This window comes from Arcobacter sp. 15-2, from assembly GCF_047159865.1.
Lineage (GTDB): Bacteria > Campylobacterota > Campylobacteria > Campylobacterales > Arcobacteraceae > JAIOSF01.
Genome location: NZ_AP038804.1, coordinates 785,822 through 805,191, shown reverse-complemented (window position 1 = coordinate 805,191; position 19,370 = coordinate 785,822). Strand labels below are relative to the sequence as shown.

Below are 19,370 nucleotides of genomic sequence, written 5' to 3'. Positions count from 1 at the left end.
TATGCAAAATATATATGATGAAGTTAATAGTCTAGATAAAAGATGCTATAGTAAATATCATTTAAGTGAAGATATTTTGATGGAACATGCAAGTATGAGTATGGCTCAATTTATAGAACAAAATTTTCCCAAAAATAAAAAGATATTGATAGTCTGTGGTGCTGGAAATAATGGAGCAGATGGTATTGCAATGGCTCGTTTACTTTATAAAAAATATAAAATATCTTTATACATTCCTACTGACATGAAAACAGAAATAGGACAAATTCAACTACAAAGAGTAAAAGCTCTCAATATAAAACTAAGTTCAAAAATATCAAAATGTGATGTAGTAGTTGATTGTTTGTTCGGTTCTGGACTTAACAGAGATTTATCGGATGAGGTAATTGCTATACTTGATACTCTGAATGCTCTTGATGCCTATAAAATAGCTTGCGATGTTCCTAGTGGCATAAACTATTTGGGTCAAGTTGCCTCAACGGCTTTTTATGCAGATACCACAATTACTATGGGAGCTTTGAAAAAATCTCTTTTTACAGATTGCGCAAAAGAATATATAGGAAAAATAGTTGTAGCTAACCTTGGGGTACAAAGAAAACTGTACGAAAAAAAAACAGATACATTCTTATTGGATAAAAAAGATTTAAAACTCCCATTTCGTGATAACAAAATATCAAATAAAGGCACTTTTGGACATTTAAGTGTAGTCCTCGGCGAAAAAAAAGGAGCAGGGTTATTGTGTGCTGATGCAGGTTTTGGTTTTGGCTGTGGGTTAATTACAGTTATTTCAAAAGAGAATAAAAAAGTACCAAACTACATTATGCAAAGTGAAAAAATACCAAATAATACAACAGCACTTTGTATAGGTATGGGGTTAGGAAAAGAGTATGATAATAAATTGTTAGATAATAATATACCCAAAGTAATAGACGCTGACCTTTTTTATGATACTAATATTCTCGAAGTTTTAGAACAAAAGAATATTGTACTTACCCCACATCCAAAAGAGTTTTGTTCTCTTTTAAAACTTACTAAACTAGCAGATATTTCAATAGAAAAGTTACAGAATAATAGATTTAAATATGTGAAACTTTTTAGTAAAAAATACCCCAAAGTAGTTCTTCTTTTAAAAGGAACAAATGTTTTAATCTCATTAGATAAAAATATTTATGTAAATCCCTTTGGAAGTGCTGTTTTAAGTAAAGGTGGGAGTGGCGATGTTTTATGTGGGCTTATTGGTTCTCTTTTAGCTCAAGGATATAATCCTCTAAGTGCAACAATAAATGGAAGCTTAGCACATACTTTAGCAGCGTCAAATTATGCACAAAATAATTATTCTATGACACCTCTAGATTTAGTTAGAGAGATTAAAAAACTATAAAGATAATTTCGATAACATACATCAATTTTATACATAGAATACAAAAAATTTAAAAGGAAATATACTAATATGAACGATACTATTTTAAAAGTAGGAAACTACGAATTTAACTCAAGACTTATTGTGGGAAGTGGAAAATATGATTCATTTCAAACAACAAAAGATGCAACAATAGCTAGTGGCAGTGAACTAATAACTGTAGCTATAAGAAGAGTAAATATTACAAATCCAAATGAAGAAAATCTTCTTGACTATTTTAAAGATACAAATATCAAACTTTTACCAAATAGTGCAGGATGTTTTACAGCAGATGAAGCTATTACAACTTTTAGACTAATGAGAGAAGCTACAGGGATAGATCTTATTAAACTTGAAGTTATTGGTGATGCAGCAAAAACTTTATATCCAGATGTAATAGAAACAATAAAAGCTTGTGAAATTCTCAAAAAAGAAGGTTTTACTATTATGGCATACACAAGTGATGATCCAATTGTCGCAAAAAAACTTGAAGATGCAGGAGCTGATGCTATTATGCCTTTAGCAGCACCTATTGGGTCTGGTTTAGGGATCCAAAATCCATATAATATTGCGTTTATTAAAGATGCTGTTCGTGTTCCAGTTATAGTTGATGCAGGATTAGGGTGTGCTTCAGATGCAGCAGCTGCAATGGAACTTGGTGCAGAAGGTATTTTAGCAAATACAGCGATTGCACAAGCCCAAAATCCAATGATGATGGCAGAAGCTTTTAAACATGCAGTAATTGCAGGAAGAATGGGATATAAGGCAGGAAGAATTGCTAAAAAGCCATATGCAACTGCTAGTTCTCCTATTGATGGATTAATTCAATTTTAAAACTTAAAAAGGTGATAAACCCCTTGTTTATCATCTTCTTAAAGAATTTTTGAAATTCTTTTTAAAAACTATTGACATTTTTATTTTTTTTTATTATAATTCCACCCACATTGAGACACAGTCTTATGTTTAAGTTCGGAGTGTAGCGCAGTCTGGTTAGCGCACCTGGTTTGGGACCAGGGGGCCGGAGGTTCGAATCCTCTCACTCCGACCATGTTATTTAAAATTATATTTTATAAAATTCTGATGGTAGGATTAGCTCAGTCGGTTAGAGCGTCTGGTTGTGGTTCAGAAGGTCGTGGGTTCGATTCCCATATCTTACCCCATAGTTTCTTTATAAAAATGCTTCCTTAGCTCAGCTGGATAGAGCAACGCCCTTCTAAGGCGTAGGTCACACGTTCGAATCGTGTAGGGAGTACCATTGTTTAACATTAATTAACTACATCTATATGCGGATGTGGTGAAATTGGTATACACGCCAGACTTAGGATCTGGTGCTTTACGGCGTGGAGGTTCAAGTCCTCTCATCCGCACCATAATGTAGTTACTTAATGTTAAACTTCAATTAGCCCCTTGGTTAGGGGCTTTTTTTATGCCTGAAAACTTTTTCTTTCAATTTTCTTTTTTCTTACCATCTGAATAAAACTAATTTAGCACTCTAAGCTTATGAGTGTCAATAACTTGATAAAATTATAATAAAATTATAATAAAATTTAGGAGATAATAATTGGAACAAGTTAAAACAGTATTTTTTTTGACATTACTTTCCGTTGTATTTGTAACAGTAGGATTTATGTTGGCAGGTAGTAGTGGGGCTACTATTGCCTTATTAGTTGTAGGTGGTATGAACTTTTATGCTTATTATTACTCTGATAAACAAGTCTTAAAACATTACGACGCGCAAGAGTTACCTACAAATCATTATATTTATAAAATAGTATTAAGACTTATTAATAAAGCTAATATTCCCATGCCAAAAGTATATATTATTAATGATAATACTCCAAATGCTTTTGCGACAGGAAGGAATCCTGAAAATGCAGCTGTTGCAGTTACGAGTGGATTATTAGATATATTAGATGAAAAAGAGATTGAGGGCGTTATTGCACATGAGTTATCACATGTTAAACACTATGATATATTAATAGGTACTATTGCTGCAACTGTAGCTGGGGCAATTGCATGGGTAGCAAATATAATGCAGTTTAGTTCACTATTTGGTGGAGGAAATAGAAATGTACATCCAATTGTAACAATAGCATTAGCAATCATTTTACCAATAGCAGCTTCTATAGTTCAAATGAGTGTTAGTAGAAGTAGAGAATATATGGCGGATGAGGGTGCTGCTAGATTAACTGGAGATCCATCTTATTTACAATCCGCATTATCAAAACTAGAATCATATGCTAAAAGAGGTAACTTAAACCATGCTACACCTGAAACGGCACATATGTTTATCATCAATCCCTTTAGTGGAAAAGATATAAAATTTGGTGATTTGTTTAGAACACATCCTAGTACAGAAGATAGAATAGCAAGGCTTGAAGAGTTAAAATTTGAGATGAGATAAAAATAGTATTTAAATGAAAGGTAATGATTTGATTTCTTGGTGGAGCCGTCGAGAATTGAACTCGAGTCTTAAAACAGATTAGATTAGCGTCTACATGTTTAGATAAAGTTGATCAGATGTCTCTTTAGAGTAGCTCAAACTTCCAAGGCTACTAAAAAGATAAGATTTTAAATGTCTCAATTTGTTCAAATCAATTCCAAATCGATAAGCTATCTAGGGGTGAGTCTCCAAAGTCTCTACCCAATTAAGGGGAGTCTTTTATCTATGCAGCTTTTGCTACAGCAGGAGAATAATTAGTATTATTTGCGTTTAAAAAATTGTGAATCTTATAAGGGTGATTCAAGCCCACATGCAACTAATCCGCACTGCTCCAATCGATACCATGTCGACCCCGTGTGAAATAGAAGCGAATTATAGCGAAACTTTTGTATAATATCAAATGAAAATTTTAGATATAGATAATCAACACACATGGCACCCTTATAATTCACTGCCTTCAAAGAGTACAATACTTCCAGTAAAGAGTACAGATAAACAAACTATCTTTTTAGAAGATGGAACAGAACTCGTAGATGCGATGAGTTCATGGTGGAGTGCAATTCATGGATACAACCACCCTACACTTATTAAAGCACTAGAAACACAAGCAAATATCATGCCACATGTGATGTTTGGAGGTCTGACTCACGAGCCAGCTACAAGCCTTTGTGAAAAGATAGCAAAACTTACAAATCTCCCTAGTGTATTTTTAGCTGATAGTGGAAGCGTATCTGTAGAGGTAGCTCTGAAAACTGCTATTTTGTATAATAAAGCAAAAGGGAAAAATGTATCAAAATTTATCGCTTTAGAAAATGCTTATCATGGTGATACATTAGGTTGTATGGGTGTATGTGATCCACAAAATAGTATGCACTCTTTATATGGTGATTATCTTCCTCAAAATATATTTACTTCTGTTGAAAACTTAGGTGAAACAATAGAAAAATATAAAGATGAAATAGCTGGAGTTATTTTAGAGCCAATAGTTCAAGGTGCAGGTGGTATGAAAGTTCACAGCCCTGAGTACTTAAAAATAGCAAGAGAACTTTGTACGAAATATGATATACCTCTTATAGTTGATGAGATTGCTACTGGGTTTGGTCATACTGGACTTATGTGGGGTTGTGACCATGCGAATATCACTCCAGATATCATGTGTATGGGAAAAGGTCTCACTGGTGGTATGATGAGTATGGCTGCCATGGCTACATCAAAAAACATTAGTGATACTATTTCTAATAGTGACATAGGTGTTATTATGCATGGACCTACTTTTATGGGTAATGCTTTGGCCTGCAGTGTTGCAAATGCTAGTTTAGATTTACTTGTAAATTCTAACTGGAAAGAGAAAGTAAACAGTATAGAGTCTATTTTTTCTAAAGAATTCGAGTCTTTAAAAGATTTAGAAATAGTTGCTGATGTACGAAATATAGGAGCTATTGGAGTTGTAGAACTAAAAGATGCTTCACATGCACAAACAGTGCAAGACTTTTGTGTAGAAAATGGTGTATGGATACGACCATTTGGAAAACTAGTTTATAGTATAGTTTCTTATAATATCACTGATATTGAACTGCATAAAATCACTTCAACAATAAAAGAAGCTATAAAAAGTTTATAGTTTCTTTTGTGATAAGATAATGGTTTTTAACTCCTCTATCTCATCTCTGAGTTTTTTTATCTCATCTTTTGTATTGTCATCATTTGTGTGTATTTCACTAATAAGTTCAGAGTTGTCTAAATCTTTTATCTCATTCATAGCATCAACCACAATCGCAATAATCAAATTTATCATGATAAAAGTCACAATAAATATAAATGGTACAAAAAATACCCAAGCATAAGGATGCACTTCCATGATAGGACGAACTATTCCCATTGACCAAGACTCTAAAGTCATAATTTGAAATAATGTATAAAAAGACTCTCCTAAAGTTCCAAACCATTGAGGAAAACTCTCTCCAAAAAGATGTACAGACATAATGGCAAAGATATAAAAAAGAAGAGTTAATAATCCTGCAATAGATATCATCCCAGGTATTACGCTTACAAGTGCTATTACTATTTTTCTCATTTGAGGCACAACTGTAATCAATCTAAATAATCGCAATACCCTTAAAATTCGAAGTATCTCAAAACCAGCACTTGAAGGTATTAATGAGATAGCAACAATAAAAAAGTCAAACAAACTCCATCCATCTTTAAAAAATGAGATTCTATGGACATAGATACGCATCATAATTTCAATTGTAAATATAGTGATTACAGCTTTATCAAAAGTAGTTATTATAGAACCATACACACTCATAATATCTTTTGATGTTTCTAAACCCATTGAGATACCATTGAGTATAATAACAGCTATGATAAAGTTTTGGAAAATTTTGCTTTGGATTATTATTTTTGTTTGATTGTACATGATTAGTTTTTTATAAAGAAATTAAAATTTTACAGTTAAAACTAGATTTTAGTCTAGTTTTAATACCGCCATAAATGCTTCTTGTGGTACATTTACTTTACCAATAGATTTCATTCTTTTTTTACCAGCTTTTTGTTTTTCAAGAAGTTTTCTTTTTCTTGTAATATCTCCACCATAACATTTTGCAGTTACATTTTTACCTGTAGATTTTACAGTTTCTCTTGCGATGATATCTTTCCCAATACTTGCTTGAATAGCTACTTCAAAAAGTTGTCTAGGAATGAGTTCTTTTAATTGTTTAACAAAAACTCTACCTCTAGCTTGTGCTTTTTCCTCTGGGACAATAATACTCAATGCATCTACAGCTTCACCAGCTACTAAAACATCTAGTTTTTTAAGGTTACCAGGTCTAAATCCTGTCACTTCATAATCAAAAGATGCATACCCTTTTGTAGTTGATTTTAATTTATCATAAAAATCCATAACAATTTCATTCATAGGGATATCATATTCTAATAATACTCTTTGATTAATATAATCCATCTTTTTTTGAATACCTCGTCTGTTATTAAGAAGTGTTATAACATTTCCTAAAAACTCATCAGGTACAAAAACTGTAGCTTTTACATAAGGTTCGTATATAGTTTCTATATGATTTACTGGTGGTAATTCATAAGGATTTTGTATCATCAGTTCTTCACCTGAAGTTGTAAGTACTTTATACACAACAGTTGGGGCAGTTGCAATAAGGTCAAGATTAAACTCTCTCTCAAGTCTTTCTTTTATAACTTCCATATGTAACATACCTAAGAATCCTGTTCTAAAACCACTTCCAAGTGCTGCTGAACTCTCTGGTTCAAAACTAATAGAACTATCATTTAACTGTAGTCTTTCTAAGGCATCTCTTAAATCTTCAAATTTATCTGTATCTATGGGATAAAGTCCTGCAAATACGAATGGTTTAGCAGGTTCAAATCCATCAATTATTTCAGGTGTAGGATTTTTTGCATCTGTCATAGTATCACCAACAACAATACTTTCTGTTGTTTTAAGACCTAAAATAACGATACCAATTTCACCAGTTTGAATCTCATTTGTTTTTTGTTTTTTTAATGGATGAGGATACATAAGGTCAAGAACTTTATGTTCTACTTTTGTATTCATCATTTTTAAAAGTTGCCCTTTTTTAATGCTTCCATCATATACTCTTACAAGAGCCAAAGCACCAAGATAGTTATCAAACCAAGAATCATAAATCAATGCTTTTGTAGGAGCATTTTCATCCCCTGATGGTGCTGGAATTGTATCAACTATACTATCAATTAAATCTTTTACTCCTACGCCTGTCTTGGCTGAGATAAGATTATGTTCAGTACAATCAAGTCCAATAGCTTCTTCTGTTTCTTCTAAAACACGAAGAGGATCAGCTGATGGTAAATCAATTTTATTTACAACAGGCATAAGTGTAAGATCATTTTCCATTGCAATGTAAACATTTGCAATCGTTTGAGCTTCCACCCCTTGAGTAGAATCAACAATAAGTAAAGCCCCCTCAGAAGAAGCCAAAGATCTACTTACCTCATAAGAGAAATCAACATGGCCTGGAGTATCAATAAGATTTAAAATATAGTGTTCACCGTCCTTTACATAGTCAAGTCTTACAGACTGTGCTTTAATGGTGATACCTCTTTCTTGTTCGATATCCATAGTATCCATAACTTGTGCTGACATATCTCTATCTGCAACACTACCACACTCTTGTATGATTCTATCTGCTAATGTACTTTTCCCATGATCAATATGGGCAATGATACTAAAATTTCTGATTTTACTTTGCAATTTATGTTTCCTCATTATCTAATAAGCTTTTATATATTATTGCGATTATATCCATATTTCCTTTATATATGTTTTATATTAAAATCTGATTATAAAAACAGCTCCTTTGTCATATTTATATATGAGTTCACCTTTTAATTGTTGCTTTGCAATTGAGTTAATAAGTTTTAATCCTAATGTTTTTGTTTTATAAACATCTATATGAGATGGTACTCCTATACCATTGTCTTTGATACAGAGTTCATAACGATTATTGTTTTTTGTAACTTTAATGGAAAGTGTAGGCTTAGTATGATTTAAAAAAGCATATTTAAATGAGTTTGTAACAATTTCATTTACAATCAATGCACAAGGTAAAACCGTTTCAATATTACAATAAATCTCATCAATGTTAAAGTTTATTTTGACTTTATTTGTATATGTTTTTGCTATATCTAAAACTAAATTTTCAATGTAGTCTTTGACTAAAATATGGTTCAAATTTTTAGATTCGTAAAGCTTTCTATGCAATAACTCCATAGTATAAATACGCTCTTGTATATCTTTTAAGATTTTTTTTGTGTTAGTATCTTCAACTTTATGTTGCTGTAGTTTTATTAGACTAATAGTCAATGCTAAATTATTTTTAACACGATGATGAATCTCTTTTAAAAGTATCTCTTTCTCTTCTATAGAGTTTTGCAAAGCTTTTAAGAGATGTTTAAATATAAAAAAACCAACAAATATAGCACAAATAAGTGCAATTATTGAAGCTGGAAATATTTTCCAAAATATCGAATCTTTGTACTTATCAAAGTTTTCTTGATACGCAGTCGTTATCAAAATAAAATAGTAACGATCATTTTGATTTATAATATTTACCCAAGTAAGTGTGTCTTTATTATTAAGTTTATGCGAAATAGGAGCTTTGTTAGAGTTTTGAATTATCTCTTTTGGAGATAATGAGGCTGTATATATTCTTTTTACATTTGAGATATTACTTATAATATATTTTTGTTTACGCTCTATCTCATTTTCTTCGTATAAAGGGGTATTGTCATTTTGATATTTTTTATTGAGCCATATAAGATAACTTGTGCCTTTGTGTATTTGTGAAGTTAATGCAAAGGATTTTTGTATATTTTGTTTTATATCTTTCTCAAAAGTGGAATGGTTTTTATTAAAGATAGAAGAGTGACATGAAATTTTTGAAAGCATACTCTTTTTTGATGATTGTGTATAGAAAATATTGTGATAATCTCTTTTATTAAAGTTGTTATCATCTTTATATTTTTTTTCCCATGTATTTAAAATAATAGTATCAGAATATGGAATATAAACTTTTTGACACATTTTTGGTAAAGGTTTATTTTTCACAATATCTAGTTCTATTTTATGTTTTGTTTCACTTATTTCAAGTTTACTTTGCATCTGTATTGATTTTCCTGCTAACAATACTTGCTCCTTAGTTAACTTTATCATCTGTTCTAGTTTGTTTTGAGCTGATTGATGCTGTTCTAATTGCATTTGAGGGATGATAAGTAAAAAAAGAATCGTTAGAAGTAAAAGTCCTAATAAAAAAAATGAAAGAAAAATTTTTATGTTTAACGAATAGTTAGTGATCTTTAAAAGCTTAGACATCAGACTCTACAGTAGTGAGTTTATATCCCTCTTCATATATGTTTTCAAATGGATTAGTCCCTATTTTGAGTCGTAATCTATAAAAAAGTGTTCTCATTTTTCCCATATCATATATAGGTTCTCTCCAAATAAAGGTACTGATTCTATGAAAAGGGACAATTTGACCTGGTTTTTCTGTCATGATTTCAAAAAGTTTTTTTTCATTTTTTGTAAGTTGGATCTGTTTATTGTCTTGATATAAAACTCCTGTAGTTCTATTAAATATCAATGTTTTGGATACTTGTACAAATTGATTTTCTTCATCAATCAAACTTGATTTATTTTCAAAAAAATATTTATGTTTATGTAAAGCAGTTGTAATAGCAACTTTTAAATCAGCATCTTGACATGGTTTGATGAGGTAACCATACGGTTCACACTCTAAGGTTTCTTTCATAGTTTTGTCATCATGATATGAAGTGAGAAATATAATAGGTATATTAAATCTTTTCCATATTTGCGTTGCTGCTTCAATTCCAGAAATAGAGTTTTTAAGATTTATATCCATTAAAACTATATCAGGATGATGTATTTTTGCGTGTTCTATTGCATCTTGCCCCGTTGTTTCTATTCCACTTACATTATAGTCCATCTCTTGTAAGCTTAATTCTATTGCCATAGCAAGAATGATTTCATCCTCTACAATTAATATATCAACCTCTTTTGATAAAACTTTTATTAACTTACACAAGTATTTTCCTTTTGTGATTATTCTGTGATGAATTTTTGTTATGATACTGATAATCAATTTAAACATAGTTTAAAAAAATACAAATGTGATTATTTTGTGATTTTATATGATTATAATTCTCATTATTAAATTAAAAGGACTAAAATGAAGAATAAATTATTATTTTCTTTATCATTAGCTGCAAGTATAGCAGTTAATGCAACATCAAATGAAGTGGAACGACTAGATTCAATAGAAGTAAATGACACTGCATTTCAAGAACAGGTAAAAAGTATTACTGCACTTACTTTAGAAAATCAACAAGCAAGTGATGTAAAAGATATTTTAAAATCAATGCCAAGTGTTATAGTAGACGGAAACTCAAGATATGCACAAAAAGTTTATGTTCGAGGTTTAGAGGATAAATTTTCTAATATTAGTGTAGATGGTGCACAATTAACTGGACAATTATTTCACCATTCGGGAGATCAAACTATTGATGCTGAGATGTTAAAGATTAGCTCTATTGAACTTGGTGCAACTTCAGCTTTAAGTGGTGCGGGTGTTGTAAATGGTTCTTTTAAATATGAAACAAAAGACCCAAGCGATTTTTTAAAAAATGGAGAAAAAGTTGGTGGAAAAATAACAGCAGGATACCAAAGTGCCTATGAGAGAAAAATGTCAAGTGTAGCTGTTTTTGCAAAAATAAATGACAAGCTAGAATTTTTAGGAATGGGAAATATCTCAAAAGATGGTGATCTTCATATCCCAAATAAGCCTGATGTTAGATCAAAGAGTAGTAAACTTCAAAGTGGTTTGGGAAAAATTGTATTTAAACCAAATGATTATAATACAATTAAATTTTCTTATAACAAATACCAAGATGGTGGAAATAGAAATATTTCAGGGGAAAAGCCAGGAAGTAATGATGAATCATATTCATATAATGAAATTGTAAGAGACACTTATACTTTAAACTATGAATATAACCCTAATAATGATTTGATTCAGTTAGAAACAAAAATATTCTCAAACTCTCAAAAACTTAATAGAGATTCCTTTGTAGATTATTACAACATAAGTGGTACAAGAACTAAAGATGGTGATATGCTTCAACCAAATAGAGAGTATGAAAATAAAGCAATCGGGTTTGATATTCGAAATAGATCTATAATTGGTAATCATATTTTAACATATGGTATTGATAATACAAGAGAAGAGCAGTCTAAAGATGCAGATGATGTTGCAAGATATCTTACTGGTTCAAAAGCAGGGACAACTGAAAAATCTTCTGTAGATGGAAAAGGAAAGGTGAATGCTTATGGTGCTTATATTGAAGATGAAATTGATTTAGATAGATTAATTGTAAATATAGGTGCTAGATATGATGTGCATAAAATGGGAGGTTTTTATGATGGAACATATAAACAATTCTCACCAAAGTTTAAAGCATCATATCAAGTAAATGAAAAACTAAGTATGAGAGTAGGGTATGGTAAAATATTTAAAGGACCATCTTTAGGTGAAACATTGACTTTAAGTGATTCTCTTGTTCAAAATACCAATACAAAAGCACAAACAGGAGATAACTATGAAATTGGTATAGATTATGATTTATCATCAAATCTAAATGCAGATAATTCAAAAATCGGATTTACAGCATATACATACAATTTAGATAACTATATGCATCCAACAAAAAATGCTGCTTTGGAAAATCAATCTGATATGTCTATTTGGGGAATTGAAACAGCATTTAACTATGCAAAAGATGCTTTCTCTATTAATCTAAGTCATACATATACTGATGGAACTGAAACAAATATTGAAACAAAAGAGGAAAGTGAACCAAAAACTGCAAAAATTCATATTTTTAAAATAAATACTAACTATGAAGTTAATGAACAATTATCATTAAACTATAACGCTGAATTAGTTCCAGGTAATAATTATAAATATAGCCCAACTCAAGATGTCCAAAGAAAAGGATATGGAGCACATAACATTTCTGCATCATATAAATTAGCGTCTTTAGAAGGAGCGAAAATTAACTTTGGTGTTGATAATATTTTTAATAAACAATATACAAAACATACAGCTTTTGGAACATATTTTGGAGATAATGAATATGAATCAGAAGAGGTTGGAAGAAATGTTAAAATTAAATTGTCATATAGATTCTAATAATGGCTAAAAAGAAAAAAAGTATCGACCAATGGATGAGGTCTCTTCATAGAGACCTTGGGTATTTTACAATTGGATTGACTCTTATTTATGCACTCAGTGGAATAGTTTTATCTGTACGAGGTTTGGGATGGTTCAAACAAGAAACACATACTCAAATAGTAATGTCTTCAAATATTAGTAAAGAAACTTTTAACAAAAAATTTATAGAAGAGATTAAAAAAGGTAATTTATCCTTAGTATTTCAAAAGAAGATGTATCCAAAAATAGAGAAAAGATTACGATTGAAATTAGAAGAGGAAACTTTAAATACAAGCATTTTTACTGCTTGGAGAGCATTAAAAGTAACATATAATTCAGACAATGGTATAACCGATGTTGTGTATAAAGATTATCCTAAAGCTGTAAAAATATTTCTTGATGCACATAAAGCCTCCCATGAAAGTGCATGGTTTTATTTAGCTATGTTTTATTCTGTTGTATTAAGTTTTTTTGCAATATCCGCAATGTTTATGGTTAAAGGGAAATATGGATTTAAAAAACGAGGTGTTTATCTAATGTTAGCTGGAATTGTAGTAGTTATTGCTTTCTTACTAATATCGTAAGTTGATATATCACAAATTCAATTTTTAAAATTGAATTTGTTTTATTTAAAAATAATAAATTATTTTTCTATTGTTGCTGTAACTCTTCTATTTTTTTGCATATTTTCAGCTGAATTATTTTCAACTAATGGTTTTGTTTCACCATAACCAATAGCAGTAATTCTTTCTTGGGCAATCCCCATAGATACTAATTGTGCTTTTGTACTATCAGCTCTTTTTTGTGATAAACTTAGGTTATATTTTGCATTTCCTACTGAATCTGTATGTGCTTCTAAAATAACTTTTGCTGTTGGAACTTGTTCTAAATAAGTAACAAACTTTTCAAATTTTGCAAGATCACTACTTTTGATTTTTGCACTATTTGTTTCGAAAACAATTCCTAGATTTGCAGGTGCTGGTACAGCTACAATTGGACAACCTTTTTCATTTACAGCTTCCCCCTCAGGTGTTGATAAACAGTTATCCATAGAGTCAACAACACCGTCGTTGTCACTATCTATTTCACATCCATTTACATCAACTACAACACCAGCTTTAGTTGTAGGGCATTGGTCTATTGAATCAACAACACCGTCATTGTCACTATCTATCTCTTCAACTTGTTGTTGTGTTTTTTCACCAAAAGGGATCGCTAGTCCTAAAAGTGTAACAATATTTTTATCTCCATCAAATTTTAACTGATGTCTTACATCTAATTTCAAAGCCATGTTATTTGCAAATGTATAAGCAGCACCTACACCATAGTTGAAAAATGGATCAGATTCATTTCCCTGTCTTTGATTTGAGATATATTCAAACCCTAAACCTGCTAATGCTGATAATTTAAATGAATCATTGATTTTATAGTCTTTTACTGCATTATAAAAAATTTGTGTAATTTTTGTATCTCCACCATTATTTTCATAATCAGCATCACCTGATTGTAATAAACCTACCTCTAATGCACTGAACATAGAATCTTCATTTAATATTCGAGAAGCTCCTATCCCTACCACCGCATGATTTTCAATATCGACATGATCTTTTGTATTTACATATCCAATCATTGGTGTAATTTGATAAGTGTTACCTGCTAATAATGCCGTTGCTACTAGTGATGAAAATATAATTTTTTTCATTTTTTTCCTTTTAAATTGTTTACTTATATAAATATACTTTGAATTGATTCGTTTGTATAAATTCTTTTAATTGTTTTTGCAGTAATTTCCGACGCTGTTAAAACAGAAATTTTATCATGTGGTTGAGATAATGGAATTGTATCAGTGATAACTAATTCATCTAAAGCACTTTTTGTAATTCGCTCAAATGCAGGACCACTTAAGACACCATGAGTACAACAGGCCATAACACTTGTAGCACCTTTTGCTTTTAACACATCTGCTGCTTTTGTTAAAGTACCAGCAGTATCAACCATATCATCTAAAATAATTACATCTCTACCTGTAACATCCCCAATGATATTCATCACTTCACTTACATTTGCTTTTTCTCTTTTTTTATCAACGATTACTAAATCGTATCCTAAAGATTCTGCATAAGTTCTAGCTCGTGCAACACCACCTACATCTGGAGAAGCGATGATTGGGTTTTTAAGATTTTTTGATTTGATATATTCAACAAATAATGTTGAACCTGTAAGATGATCAACTGGAATATTAAAAAATCCTTGAATTTGTGCTGCATGTAAATCTAAAGTGATAACTCTTTGAACACCTGCTACTTGAATCATATCTGCAACTAATTTTGCTGTAATTGGAACTCTAGGAGCTGCTTTTTTATCTTGTCGAGCATATCCAAAATATGGAATAACAGCGTTAATACTACCTGCACTACTTCTTTTTAAAGCATCAACAATAATTAATAACTCCATTAAGTTATCATTTGCAGGTACACAAGTAGGTTGTACAACAAAAACATCTTTTCCTCTTACTGATTCAGCAATATTCACATTGATCTCACCATCACTAAATCTTTTTACTTCAACTTCGGCTAACTCTTTACCTAAAGAAGAAGCAACTTTTTGGGCAAACTCTGGATTTGCTGTTCCTGCCACAAGTATATAGTCATTCATCACATTACCTTTTTAAATATTATAGTACGCAGATTATATCAAAATATCTCTTTAATTCTCAAAATAACAAAGCCTATATGTATTATAAGCTAGCTTTGGCTAAAATTAGAATAAATTATCAAATATGGAGTTCATTTATATGAAATTTAACGCAACAAAAACAAACGAAGCAAATGCAGTTGTTACTGCAACAGTAGAAGCAAATGCAATTGCAACAAACTTAGACAAGTTAGCTAAAGAAGCTGCAAAAACAATGGATGTTCAAGGTTTTAGAAAAGGTAAAGTTCCAGTAGCAGTAGTAAAAAGTAGATATGCTGATAAGTTAACTCAAGATGCTGAGGGTGAAGCAATCAGAGCAATTTTAACTGATGCTTTAAAAGAACTAGAGATCTCTAATACTGACTTAATCGGTGAGCCTGCTATTACAAAATTTGATAAGCAAGAAAATGGTGATATCGAAATTGCAATTGAATTATCTTGTAGACCAAATGTTGATTTAGGTGATTATAAATCATTATTACCAGAAATTGAAGCTACTGAAGTTACTGATGCTGAAGTTGAAGAAAGAATCAACACAATGGCAGGACAAAATGCTCCATTAGAAAAAATCAAAAGAAAAAGAATGGTAAGAGAAGGTGACTTCGCTGTTATCGATTTTGAAGGTTTCAAAGATGGTGTTGCATTTGAAGGTGGAAAAGCTGAAGGTCATACTTTAGAGATTGGTTCAGGTTCATTTATCCCAGGATTTGAAGATCAAGTAATTGGTATGAAATATGAAGAGCAAAAAGATATCACTGTTACATTCCCAGAGCAGTACCAAGCAGCAGATTTGGCTGGTGCAGAAGTTGTATTCAAAGTAACATTACACGAGATTCAAGAAAAAGCTGCTCCAGTTATTGATGATGAATTTGCTGCAAAAGTTTTAGGAAATGAAGAGAACCCAACAGTTGATTTATTAAAAGAAAAAATTAAAGAACAAATCACTTTAGAAAAAAACTCTAAATACTACAACGAAGATTTAAAACCTAAATATTTAGAAACTTTAGTTGAAAAAATCTCTTTTGAAGTACCAACATCAGTTTTAGAGCAAGAGATTTCTCAACTTTTAAATAACCAAGTACGAACAATGTCTGAAGATGAGTTAAACGCATTAAAAGAAGATCAAGCTAAAATCGAAAAAATGAGAGAAGAAGCTAAACCAGAAGCTACAAATAGTGTAAAAGCTACATTTATTGTTGATGCGTTAGCTAAAGCTGAGGGTGTAACAGTTGAAGATCAAGAAGTAACTCAAACATTATACTACGAAGCGATGATGCAAGGTCAAGATGGTCAAGCACTTATCAAACAATACGAAGAAGCAGGTTACCTACCAGCAATCAAAATGTCAATGATTGAGCAAAAAGTTATCACTAAATTATTAGACGAAAAAGCAGGAAAATAATGTCTTATATTCCAGTAGTTGTTGAACAAACAGGAAGAGGAGAGAGAAGTTACGACATCTACTCTCGTCTTTTAAAAGATAGAATTATTATGCTTAGTGGTGAAGTAAATGATCAAGTTGCTTCAACAGTTGTAGCTCAGCTTTTATTTTTAGAAGCTGAAGATCCTGAAAAAGATATCTACTTATATATCAACTCTCCAGGAGGAGTTGTAACTGCTGGTATGAGTATGTTTGATACAATGAACTATATCAAACCTGATATTTGTACTATTTGTATTGGGCAAGCTGCATCTATGGGAGCATTTTTATTAAGTGCTGGAACTCCAGGAAAAAGATTTGCTTTACCAAATGCTAGAATTATGATCCACCAACCATTAGGTGGGGCTCAAGGTCAGGCTACAGATATTCAGATTCAAGCTAAAGAGATTCAAAGAATGAAAGATTCTTTAAATGCACTTTTAGCAAAACATACAGGTCAAGATATAGAAAAAATCGAAGCTGATACAGAAAGAGACAACTTTATGTCTGCTAGTGAAGCTGCTGATTATGGTCTTGTTGATAAAGTAATAGATAAACACGAGTAAGAGAAAGAATTTAAAATATGGTAAGAGAAGTTATAACTTATCCAAATCCCATTTTAAGAAAAAAGTCTAAAGATGTTGAAGTTTTTGATCAAAAACTTCATACTCTTTTGGATGATATGAATGATACTATGAAACAACATGGTGGTGTTGGTTTGGCTGCTATTCAAATTGGAATTGATTTAAATGTTTTGATTATTAATATACCTTTAGATAAAGAGGGTAGTGAAGATGATGGAAAACAATTAGATGAGAATCTCATCGAAGCAATTAACCCAGTTATTACACATAAAGATGGTGAACTTGTATTTACTGAAGGGTGTTTAAGTATACCTGGGTTTCATGCTGAAGTAACAAGAGCAGAGAATATCATTGTAGAATACTTTGATAGGCAAGGGCAAAAACAAACCATGGAAGCAAATGACTTTTTAGCAATTGCTTGGCAACACGAGATGGAACATCTTTCAGGACATGTTTTCATAGAAAACCTTTCCTTTTTGAAAAGAAAAAAGTTTGAAAAAGAGTGGAAGAGATACCTCAAAGAAAATAGTAAAAAATAGGAATTAAAATGCAAAAAGAACCAATGACAGAAAATGATTATCAGATTTTAACAAATAACTTAAATGATATGAAACTTGTACAAAGACCTAAAATATTAGTTGCTATTGAAGAAGCTCGTCAGTTAGGGGATCTTAAAGAAAATGCTGAGTATCACGCTGCGAAAGAAGATCAAGCAAATATCAATAAAAGAATAGCTGAACTAGAAGATTTGATTACAAGAGTAGTTATCATTGATCCTGCGTCTTTAGCACATGATAAAATTAGTTTTGGTTCAACAGTGAAACTTATCGATGTAGATACAGAAGAAGAGATAACTTATACTATCGTATCTTCAGCTCACAGTAATCCAGAGATTGGAAATATCTCTTTTCATTCTCCATTAGCTAAACAGCTTTTAGGGAAAAGTGAAGGCGATGAATTCACAGCTCAACTTCCTGGTGGAAAAAAAGAGTTTGAGATCGAAGAAGTTTACTATGATGAAAGTAAATTATGCTAAATGTTGCAATAGTAGGGGCTAGTGGGTATACAGGTTTAGAGCTTGTAAAGATACTTGTAAATCATCCAAAATTCAATCTTACATATATAGCAAATAGTAGTGGAGATACAACTATAGATGCTTTACATCCGTGTTTAAATAAAGTTATTTCTATGGATGTAGAAAAAGCTGATGCAAAAACAATTTCTGAAGTTTCAGATTTATGTTTTCTTGCACTTCCTCATAAAACATCTATGTCTTTTGCAAAAGAGTTAATTGCCTTAGGTGTTAAAGTTGTAGATTTAAGTGCTGATTATAGACTTGAACTTGATACTTATGAAAAACACTATTGTGCGCATGAAGATAAAGAAAATTTACCATCATCAGTATATGGACTTCCAGAGTATTATGAAAATGATATCAAAAATGCAAATTTAGTAGCGAACCCAGGGTGTTATCCAACAGCTACACTTTTAGGACTTTTACCATTTGTTGAGTTTATAAAAGAAAATGACAATATCTTTGTGGATGCAAAAAGCGGTGTAAGTGGTGCAGGTAAAAAACTAAGCGACTTAACATCTTTTGTGACTGTAAATGATAATATATTTGCATACAATCCAATGAAACATAGACATATGCCAGAGATACAAGAAAAAATAAATCTTATCAAAAATAAAGAGTTTAATATAAATTTTGTACCACACCTTATACCTGTAACAAGAGGTATGTTAGTAAGTGTATACTGTACATTAAATGAAGATATTGATGCAAAAGCTATTTTAAATGAATACTATAAAGATAGTGAATTTATACGAATCAGAGAAACTCCTGTAAGTATTAAAAATACAGCAGGAACAAACTTTTGTGATATATTTGTAGAGCAAAATGGAAGTGCACTTTTCATCAATACAAGTATTGATAATCTTTTAAGAGGTGCTTCATCTCAAGCAGTTGTAAATGCAAATATTATGTCAGGGTTTGAAGCTTCAAGTGGTATAAATAAAATATCATATGTTCCATAAA

The 19,370-nt window shown here is 31.1% G+C and carries 17 protein-coding genes, 4 tRNA genes and 1 other RNA gene; 15 read left to right on the top strand and 7 right to left on the bottom strand.

The window, feature by feature from the left end; translation table 11 throughout:
• Nucleotide 1: 1 nt before the first annotated feature.
• The 7 genes from ACMCMH_RS04320 (at nucleotide 2) to htpX (ending at nucleotide 3,803) form a co-directional block, all read left to right on the top strand.
• Entirely contained in the window at nucleotides 2-1,381 is a 1,380-nt protein-coding gene (locus tag ACMCMH_RS04320) for an NAD(P)H-hydrate dehydratase (protein WP_412727447.1), read from the top strand.
• 69 nt (nucleotides 1,382-1,450) lie between these two features.
• Nucleotides 1,451-2,233 (top strand): thiazole synthase, encoded by a 783-nt coding sequence (locus tag ACMCMH_RS04315; RefSeq protein WP_412727445.1) that lies wholly within the window; start codon nucleotides 1,451-1,453, stop codon nucleotides 2,231-2,233.
• Nucleotides 2,234-2,369: 136 nt separating this feature from the next.
• A tRNA-Pro gene (locus ACMCMH_RS04310) sits at nucleotides 2,370-2,447 on the top strand.
• Nucleotides 2,448-2,482: 35 nt separating this feature from the next.
• A tRNA-His gene (locus ACMCMH_RS04305) sits at nucleotides 2,483-2,559 on the top strand.
• A gap of 18 nt (nucleotides 2,560-2,577) precedes the next feature.
• Nucleotides 2,578-2,654 (top strand) — tRNA-Arg (locus ACMCMH_RS04300).
• Between the two features lie 30 nt (nucleotides 2,655-2,684).
• Nucleotides 2,685-2,769, top strand: a tRNA-Leu gene (locus ACMCMH_RS04295).
• 191 nt (nucleotides 2,770-2,960) lie between these two features.
• Nucleotides 2,961-3,803 (top strand): zinc metalloprotease HtpX, encoded by an 843-nt coding sequence (gene htpX / locus ACMCMH_RS04290; RefSeq protein WP_412727443.1) that lies wholly within the window; start codon nucleotides 2,961-2,963, stop codon nucleotides 3,801-3,803.
• 37 nt (nucleotides 3,804-3,840) lie between these two features.
• On the opposite strand, the gene ssrA is transcribed toward htpX, so the two are convergent.
• Nucleotides 3,841-4,196: a transfer-messenger RNA gene (gene ssrA / locus ACMCMH_RS04285) on the bottom strand.
• A gap of 46 nt (nucleotides 4,197-4,242) precedes the next feature.
• On the opposite strand from ssrA, the gene bioA reads away from it, so the two are divergent.
• On the top strand, nucleotides 4,243-5,463 hold the full coding sequence (bioA, locus tag ACMCMH_RS04280; RefSeq protein ID WP_412727441.1) for an adenosylmethionine--8-amino-7-oxononanoate transaminase: 1,221 nt from the start codon (nucleotides 4,243-4,245) through the stop codon (nucleotides 5,461-5,463).
• Here bioA and ACMCMH_RS04275 read toward each other — a convergent pair.
• From ACMCMH_RS04275 to ACMCMH_RS04260, 4 genes are all read right to left on the bottom strand, one after another.
• A complete protein-coding gene (locus ACMCMH_RS04275; RefSeq protein ID WP_412727439.1) occupies nucleotides 5,458-6,177 on the bottom strand; it encodes an ion transporter in 720 nt (239 codons plus the stop codon). The two genes, bioA and ACMCMH_RS04275, sit on opposite strands and share 6 nt — an antisense overlap.
• A gap of 132 nt (nucleotides 6,178-6,309) precedes the next feature.
• Nucleotides 6,310-8,115 (bottom strand): translation elongation factor 4, encoded by a 1,806-nt coding sequence (lepA, locus tag ACMCMH_RS04270; RefSeq protein ID WP_412727437.1) that lies wholly within the window; start codon nucleotides 8,113-8,115, stop codon nucleotides 6,310-6,312.
• A 63-nt stretch (nucleotides 8,116-8,178) separates the two neighbouring features.
• Nucleotides 8,179-9,720, bottom strand: coding sequence for a sensor histidine kinase (locus ACMCMH_RS04265; protein WP_412727435.1), 1,542 nt, complete (start codon nucleotides 9,718-9,720; stop codon nucleotides 8,179-8,181).
• The gene (locus tag ACMCMH_RS04260) at nucleotides 9,713-10,450 is read right to left on the bottom strand and encodes a response regulator (protein ID WP_412727433.1); all 738 of its coding nucleotides are present in this window, start codon (nucleotides 10,448-10,450) and stop codon (nucleotides 9,713-9,715) included. The genes ACMCMH_RS04265 and ACMCMH_RS04260 overlap by 8 nt, the downstream gene beginning before the upstream one ends.
• Nucleotides 10,451-10,594: 144 nt before the next feature.
• Here ACMCMH_RS04260 and ACMCMH_RS04255 point away from each other — a divergent pair, with 144 nt between their 5' ends.
• Nucleotides 10,595-12,613: a TonB-dependent receptor domain-containing protein gene (locus ACMCMH_RS04255; RefSeq protein WP_412727431.1), complete on the top strand. Its 2,019-nt coding sequence runs from the start codon at nucleotides 10,595-10,597 to the stop codon at nucleotides 12,611-12,613.
• 2 nt (nucleotides 12,614-12,615) lie between these two features.
• Nucleotides 12,616-13,218 (top strand): hypothetical protein, encoded by a 603-nt coding sequence (locus tag ACMCMH_RS04250; protein WP_412727429.1) that lies wholly within the window; start codon nucleotides 12,616-12,618, stop codon nucleotides 13,216-13,218.
• A gap of 59 nt (nucleotides 13,219-13,277) precedes the next feature.
• Here ACMCMH_RS04250 and ACMCMH_RS04245 read toward each other — a convergent pair whose 3' ends face one another.
• Together ACMCMH_RS04245 and ACMCMH_RS04240 are read right to left on the bottom strand one after the other, a co-directional pair.
• Nucleotides 13,278-14,336, bottom strand: a complete 1,059-nt coding sequence (locus ACMCMH_RS04245) for an OmpA family protein (protein ID WP_412727427.1) — start codon at nucleotides 14,334-14,336, stop codon at nucleotides 13,278-13,280.
• 23 nt (nucleotides 14,337-14,359) lie between these two features.
• Nucleotides 14,360-15,289 (bottom strand): ribose-phosphate pyrophosphokinase, encoded by a 930-nt coding sequence (locus tag ACMCMH_RS04240; RefSeq protein WP_412727425.1) that lies wholly within the window; start codon nucleotides 15,287-15,289, stop codon nucleotides 14,360-14,362.
• Nucleotides 15,290-15,428: 139 nt separating this feature from the next.
• On the opposite strand from ACMCMH_RS04240, the gene tig reads away from it, so the two are divergent.
• Genes tig through argC form a run of 5 tightly spaced genes read left to right on the top strand, consistent with a single transcriptional unit; the run spans nucleotide 15,429 to nucleotide 19,369 of the window.
• Nucleotides 15,429-16,730: a trigger factor gene (gene tig / locus ACMCMH_RS04235; protein ID WP_412727423.1), complete on the top strand. Its 1,302-nt coding sequence runs from the start codon at nucleotides 15,429-15,431 to the stop codon at nucleotides 16,728-16,730.
• Nucleotides 16,730-17,314: an ATP-dependent Clp endopeptidase proteolytic subunit ClpP gene (gene clpP, locus ACMCMH_RS04230; protein ID WP_412727421.1), complete on the top strand. Its 585-nt coding sequence runs from the start codon at nucleotides 16,730-16,732 to the stop codon at nucleotides 17,312-17,314. The genes tig and clpP overlap by 1 nt, the downstream gene beginning before the upstream one ends.
• A gap of 17 nt (nucleotides 17,315-17,331) precedes the next feature.
• A complete protein-coding gene (def, locus tag ACMCMH_RS04225; protein WP_412727419.1) occupies nucleotides 17,332-17,871 on the top strand; it encodes a peptide deformylase in 540 nt (179 codons plus the stop codon).
• Between the two features lie 8 nt (nucleotides 17,872-17,879).
• A complete protein-coding gene (gene greA, locus ACMCMH_RS04220) occupies nucleotides 17,880-18,368 on the top strand; it encodes a transcription elongation factor GreA (RefSeq protein WP_412727417.1) in 489 nt (162 codons plus the stop codon).
• A complete protein-coding gene (argC, locus tag ACMCMH_RS04215; protein ID WP_412727415.1) occupies nucleotides 18,362-19,369 on the top strand; it encodes an N-acetyl-gamma-glutamyl-phosphate reductase in 1,008 nt (335 codons plus the stop codon). The genes greA and argC overlap by 7 nt, the downstream gene beginning before the upstream one ends.
• The last annotated feature ends 1 nt before the right edge of the window (nucleotide 19,370 follow it).

Excerpts from the sequence above, each read along its gene's own strand:
- bioA (WP_412727441.1), top strand. The coding sequence starts at position 4,243 with ATGAAAATTTTAGATATAGATAATCAACACACATGGCACCCTTATAAT.
- clpP (WP_412727421.1), top strand. The coding sequence starts at position 16,730 with ATGTCTTATATTCCAGTAGTTGTTGAACAAACAGGAAGAGGAGAGAGA.
- ACMCMH_RS04250 (WP_412727429.1), top strand. The coding sequence starts at position 12,616 with ATGGCTAAAAAGAAAAAAAGTATCGACCAATGGATGAGGTCTCTTCAT.
- ACMCMH_RS04240 (WP_412727425.1), bottom strand. The coding sequence starts at position 15,289 with ATGAATGACTATATACTTGTGGCAGGAACAGCAAATCCAGAGTTTGCC.
- tig (WP_412727423.1), top strand. The coding sequence starts at position 15,429 with ATGAAATTTAACGCAACAAAAACAAACGAAGCAAATGCAGTTGTTACT.
- ACMCMH_RS04265 (WP_412727435.1), bottom strand. The coding sequence starts at position 9,720 with ATGTCTAAGCTTTTAAAGATCACTAACTATTCGTTAAACATAAAAATT.
- argC (WP_412727415.1), top strand. The coding sequence starts at position 18,362 with ATGCTAAATGTTGCAATAGTAGGGGCTAGTGGGTATACAGGTTTAGAG.
- ACMCMH_RS04255 (WP_412727431.1), top strand. The coding sequence starts at position 10,595 with ATGAAGAATAAATTATTATTTTCTTTATCATTAGCTGCAAGTATAGCA.
- ACMCMH_RS04275 (WP_412727439.1), bottom strand. The coding sequence starts at position 6,177 with ATGGGTTTAGAAACATCAAAAGATATTATGAGTGTGTATGGTTCTATA.
- lepA (WP_412727437.1), bottom strand. The coding sequence starts at position 8,115 with ATGAGGAAACATAAATTGCAAAGTAAAATCAGAAATTTTAGTATCATT.
- ACMCMH_RS04245 (WP_412727427.1), bottom strand. The coding sequence starts at position 14,336 with ATGAAAAAAATTATATTTTCATCACTAGTAGCAACGGCATTATTAGCA.
- ACMCMH_RS04315 (WP_412727445.1), top strand. The coding sequence starts at position 1,451 with ATGAACGATACTATTTTAAAAGTAGGAAACTACGAATTTAACTCAAGA.
- def (WP_412727419.1), top strand. The coding sequence starts at position 17,332 with ATGGTAAGAGAAGTTATAACTTATCCAAATCCCATTTTAAGAAAAAAG.
- greA (WP_412727417.1), top strand. The coding sequence starts at position 17,880 with ATGCAAAAAGAACCAATGACAGAAAATGATTATCAGATTTTAACAAAT.
- ACMCMH_RS04320 (WP_412727447.1), top strand. The coding sequence starts at position 2 with ATGCAAAATATATATGATGAAGTTAATAGTCTAGATAAAAGATGCTAT.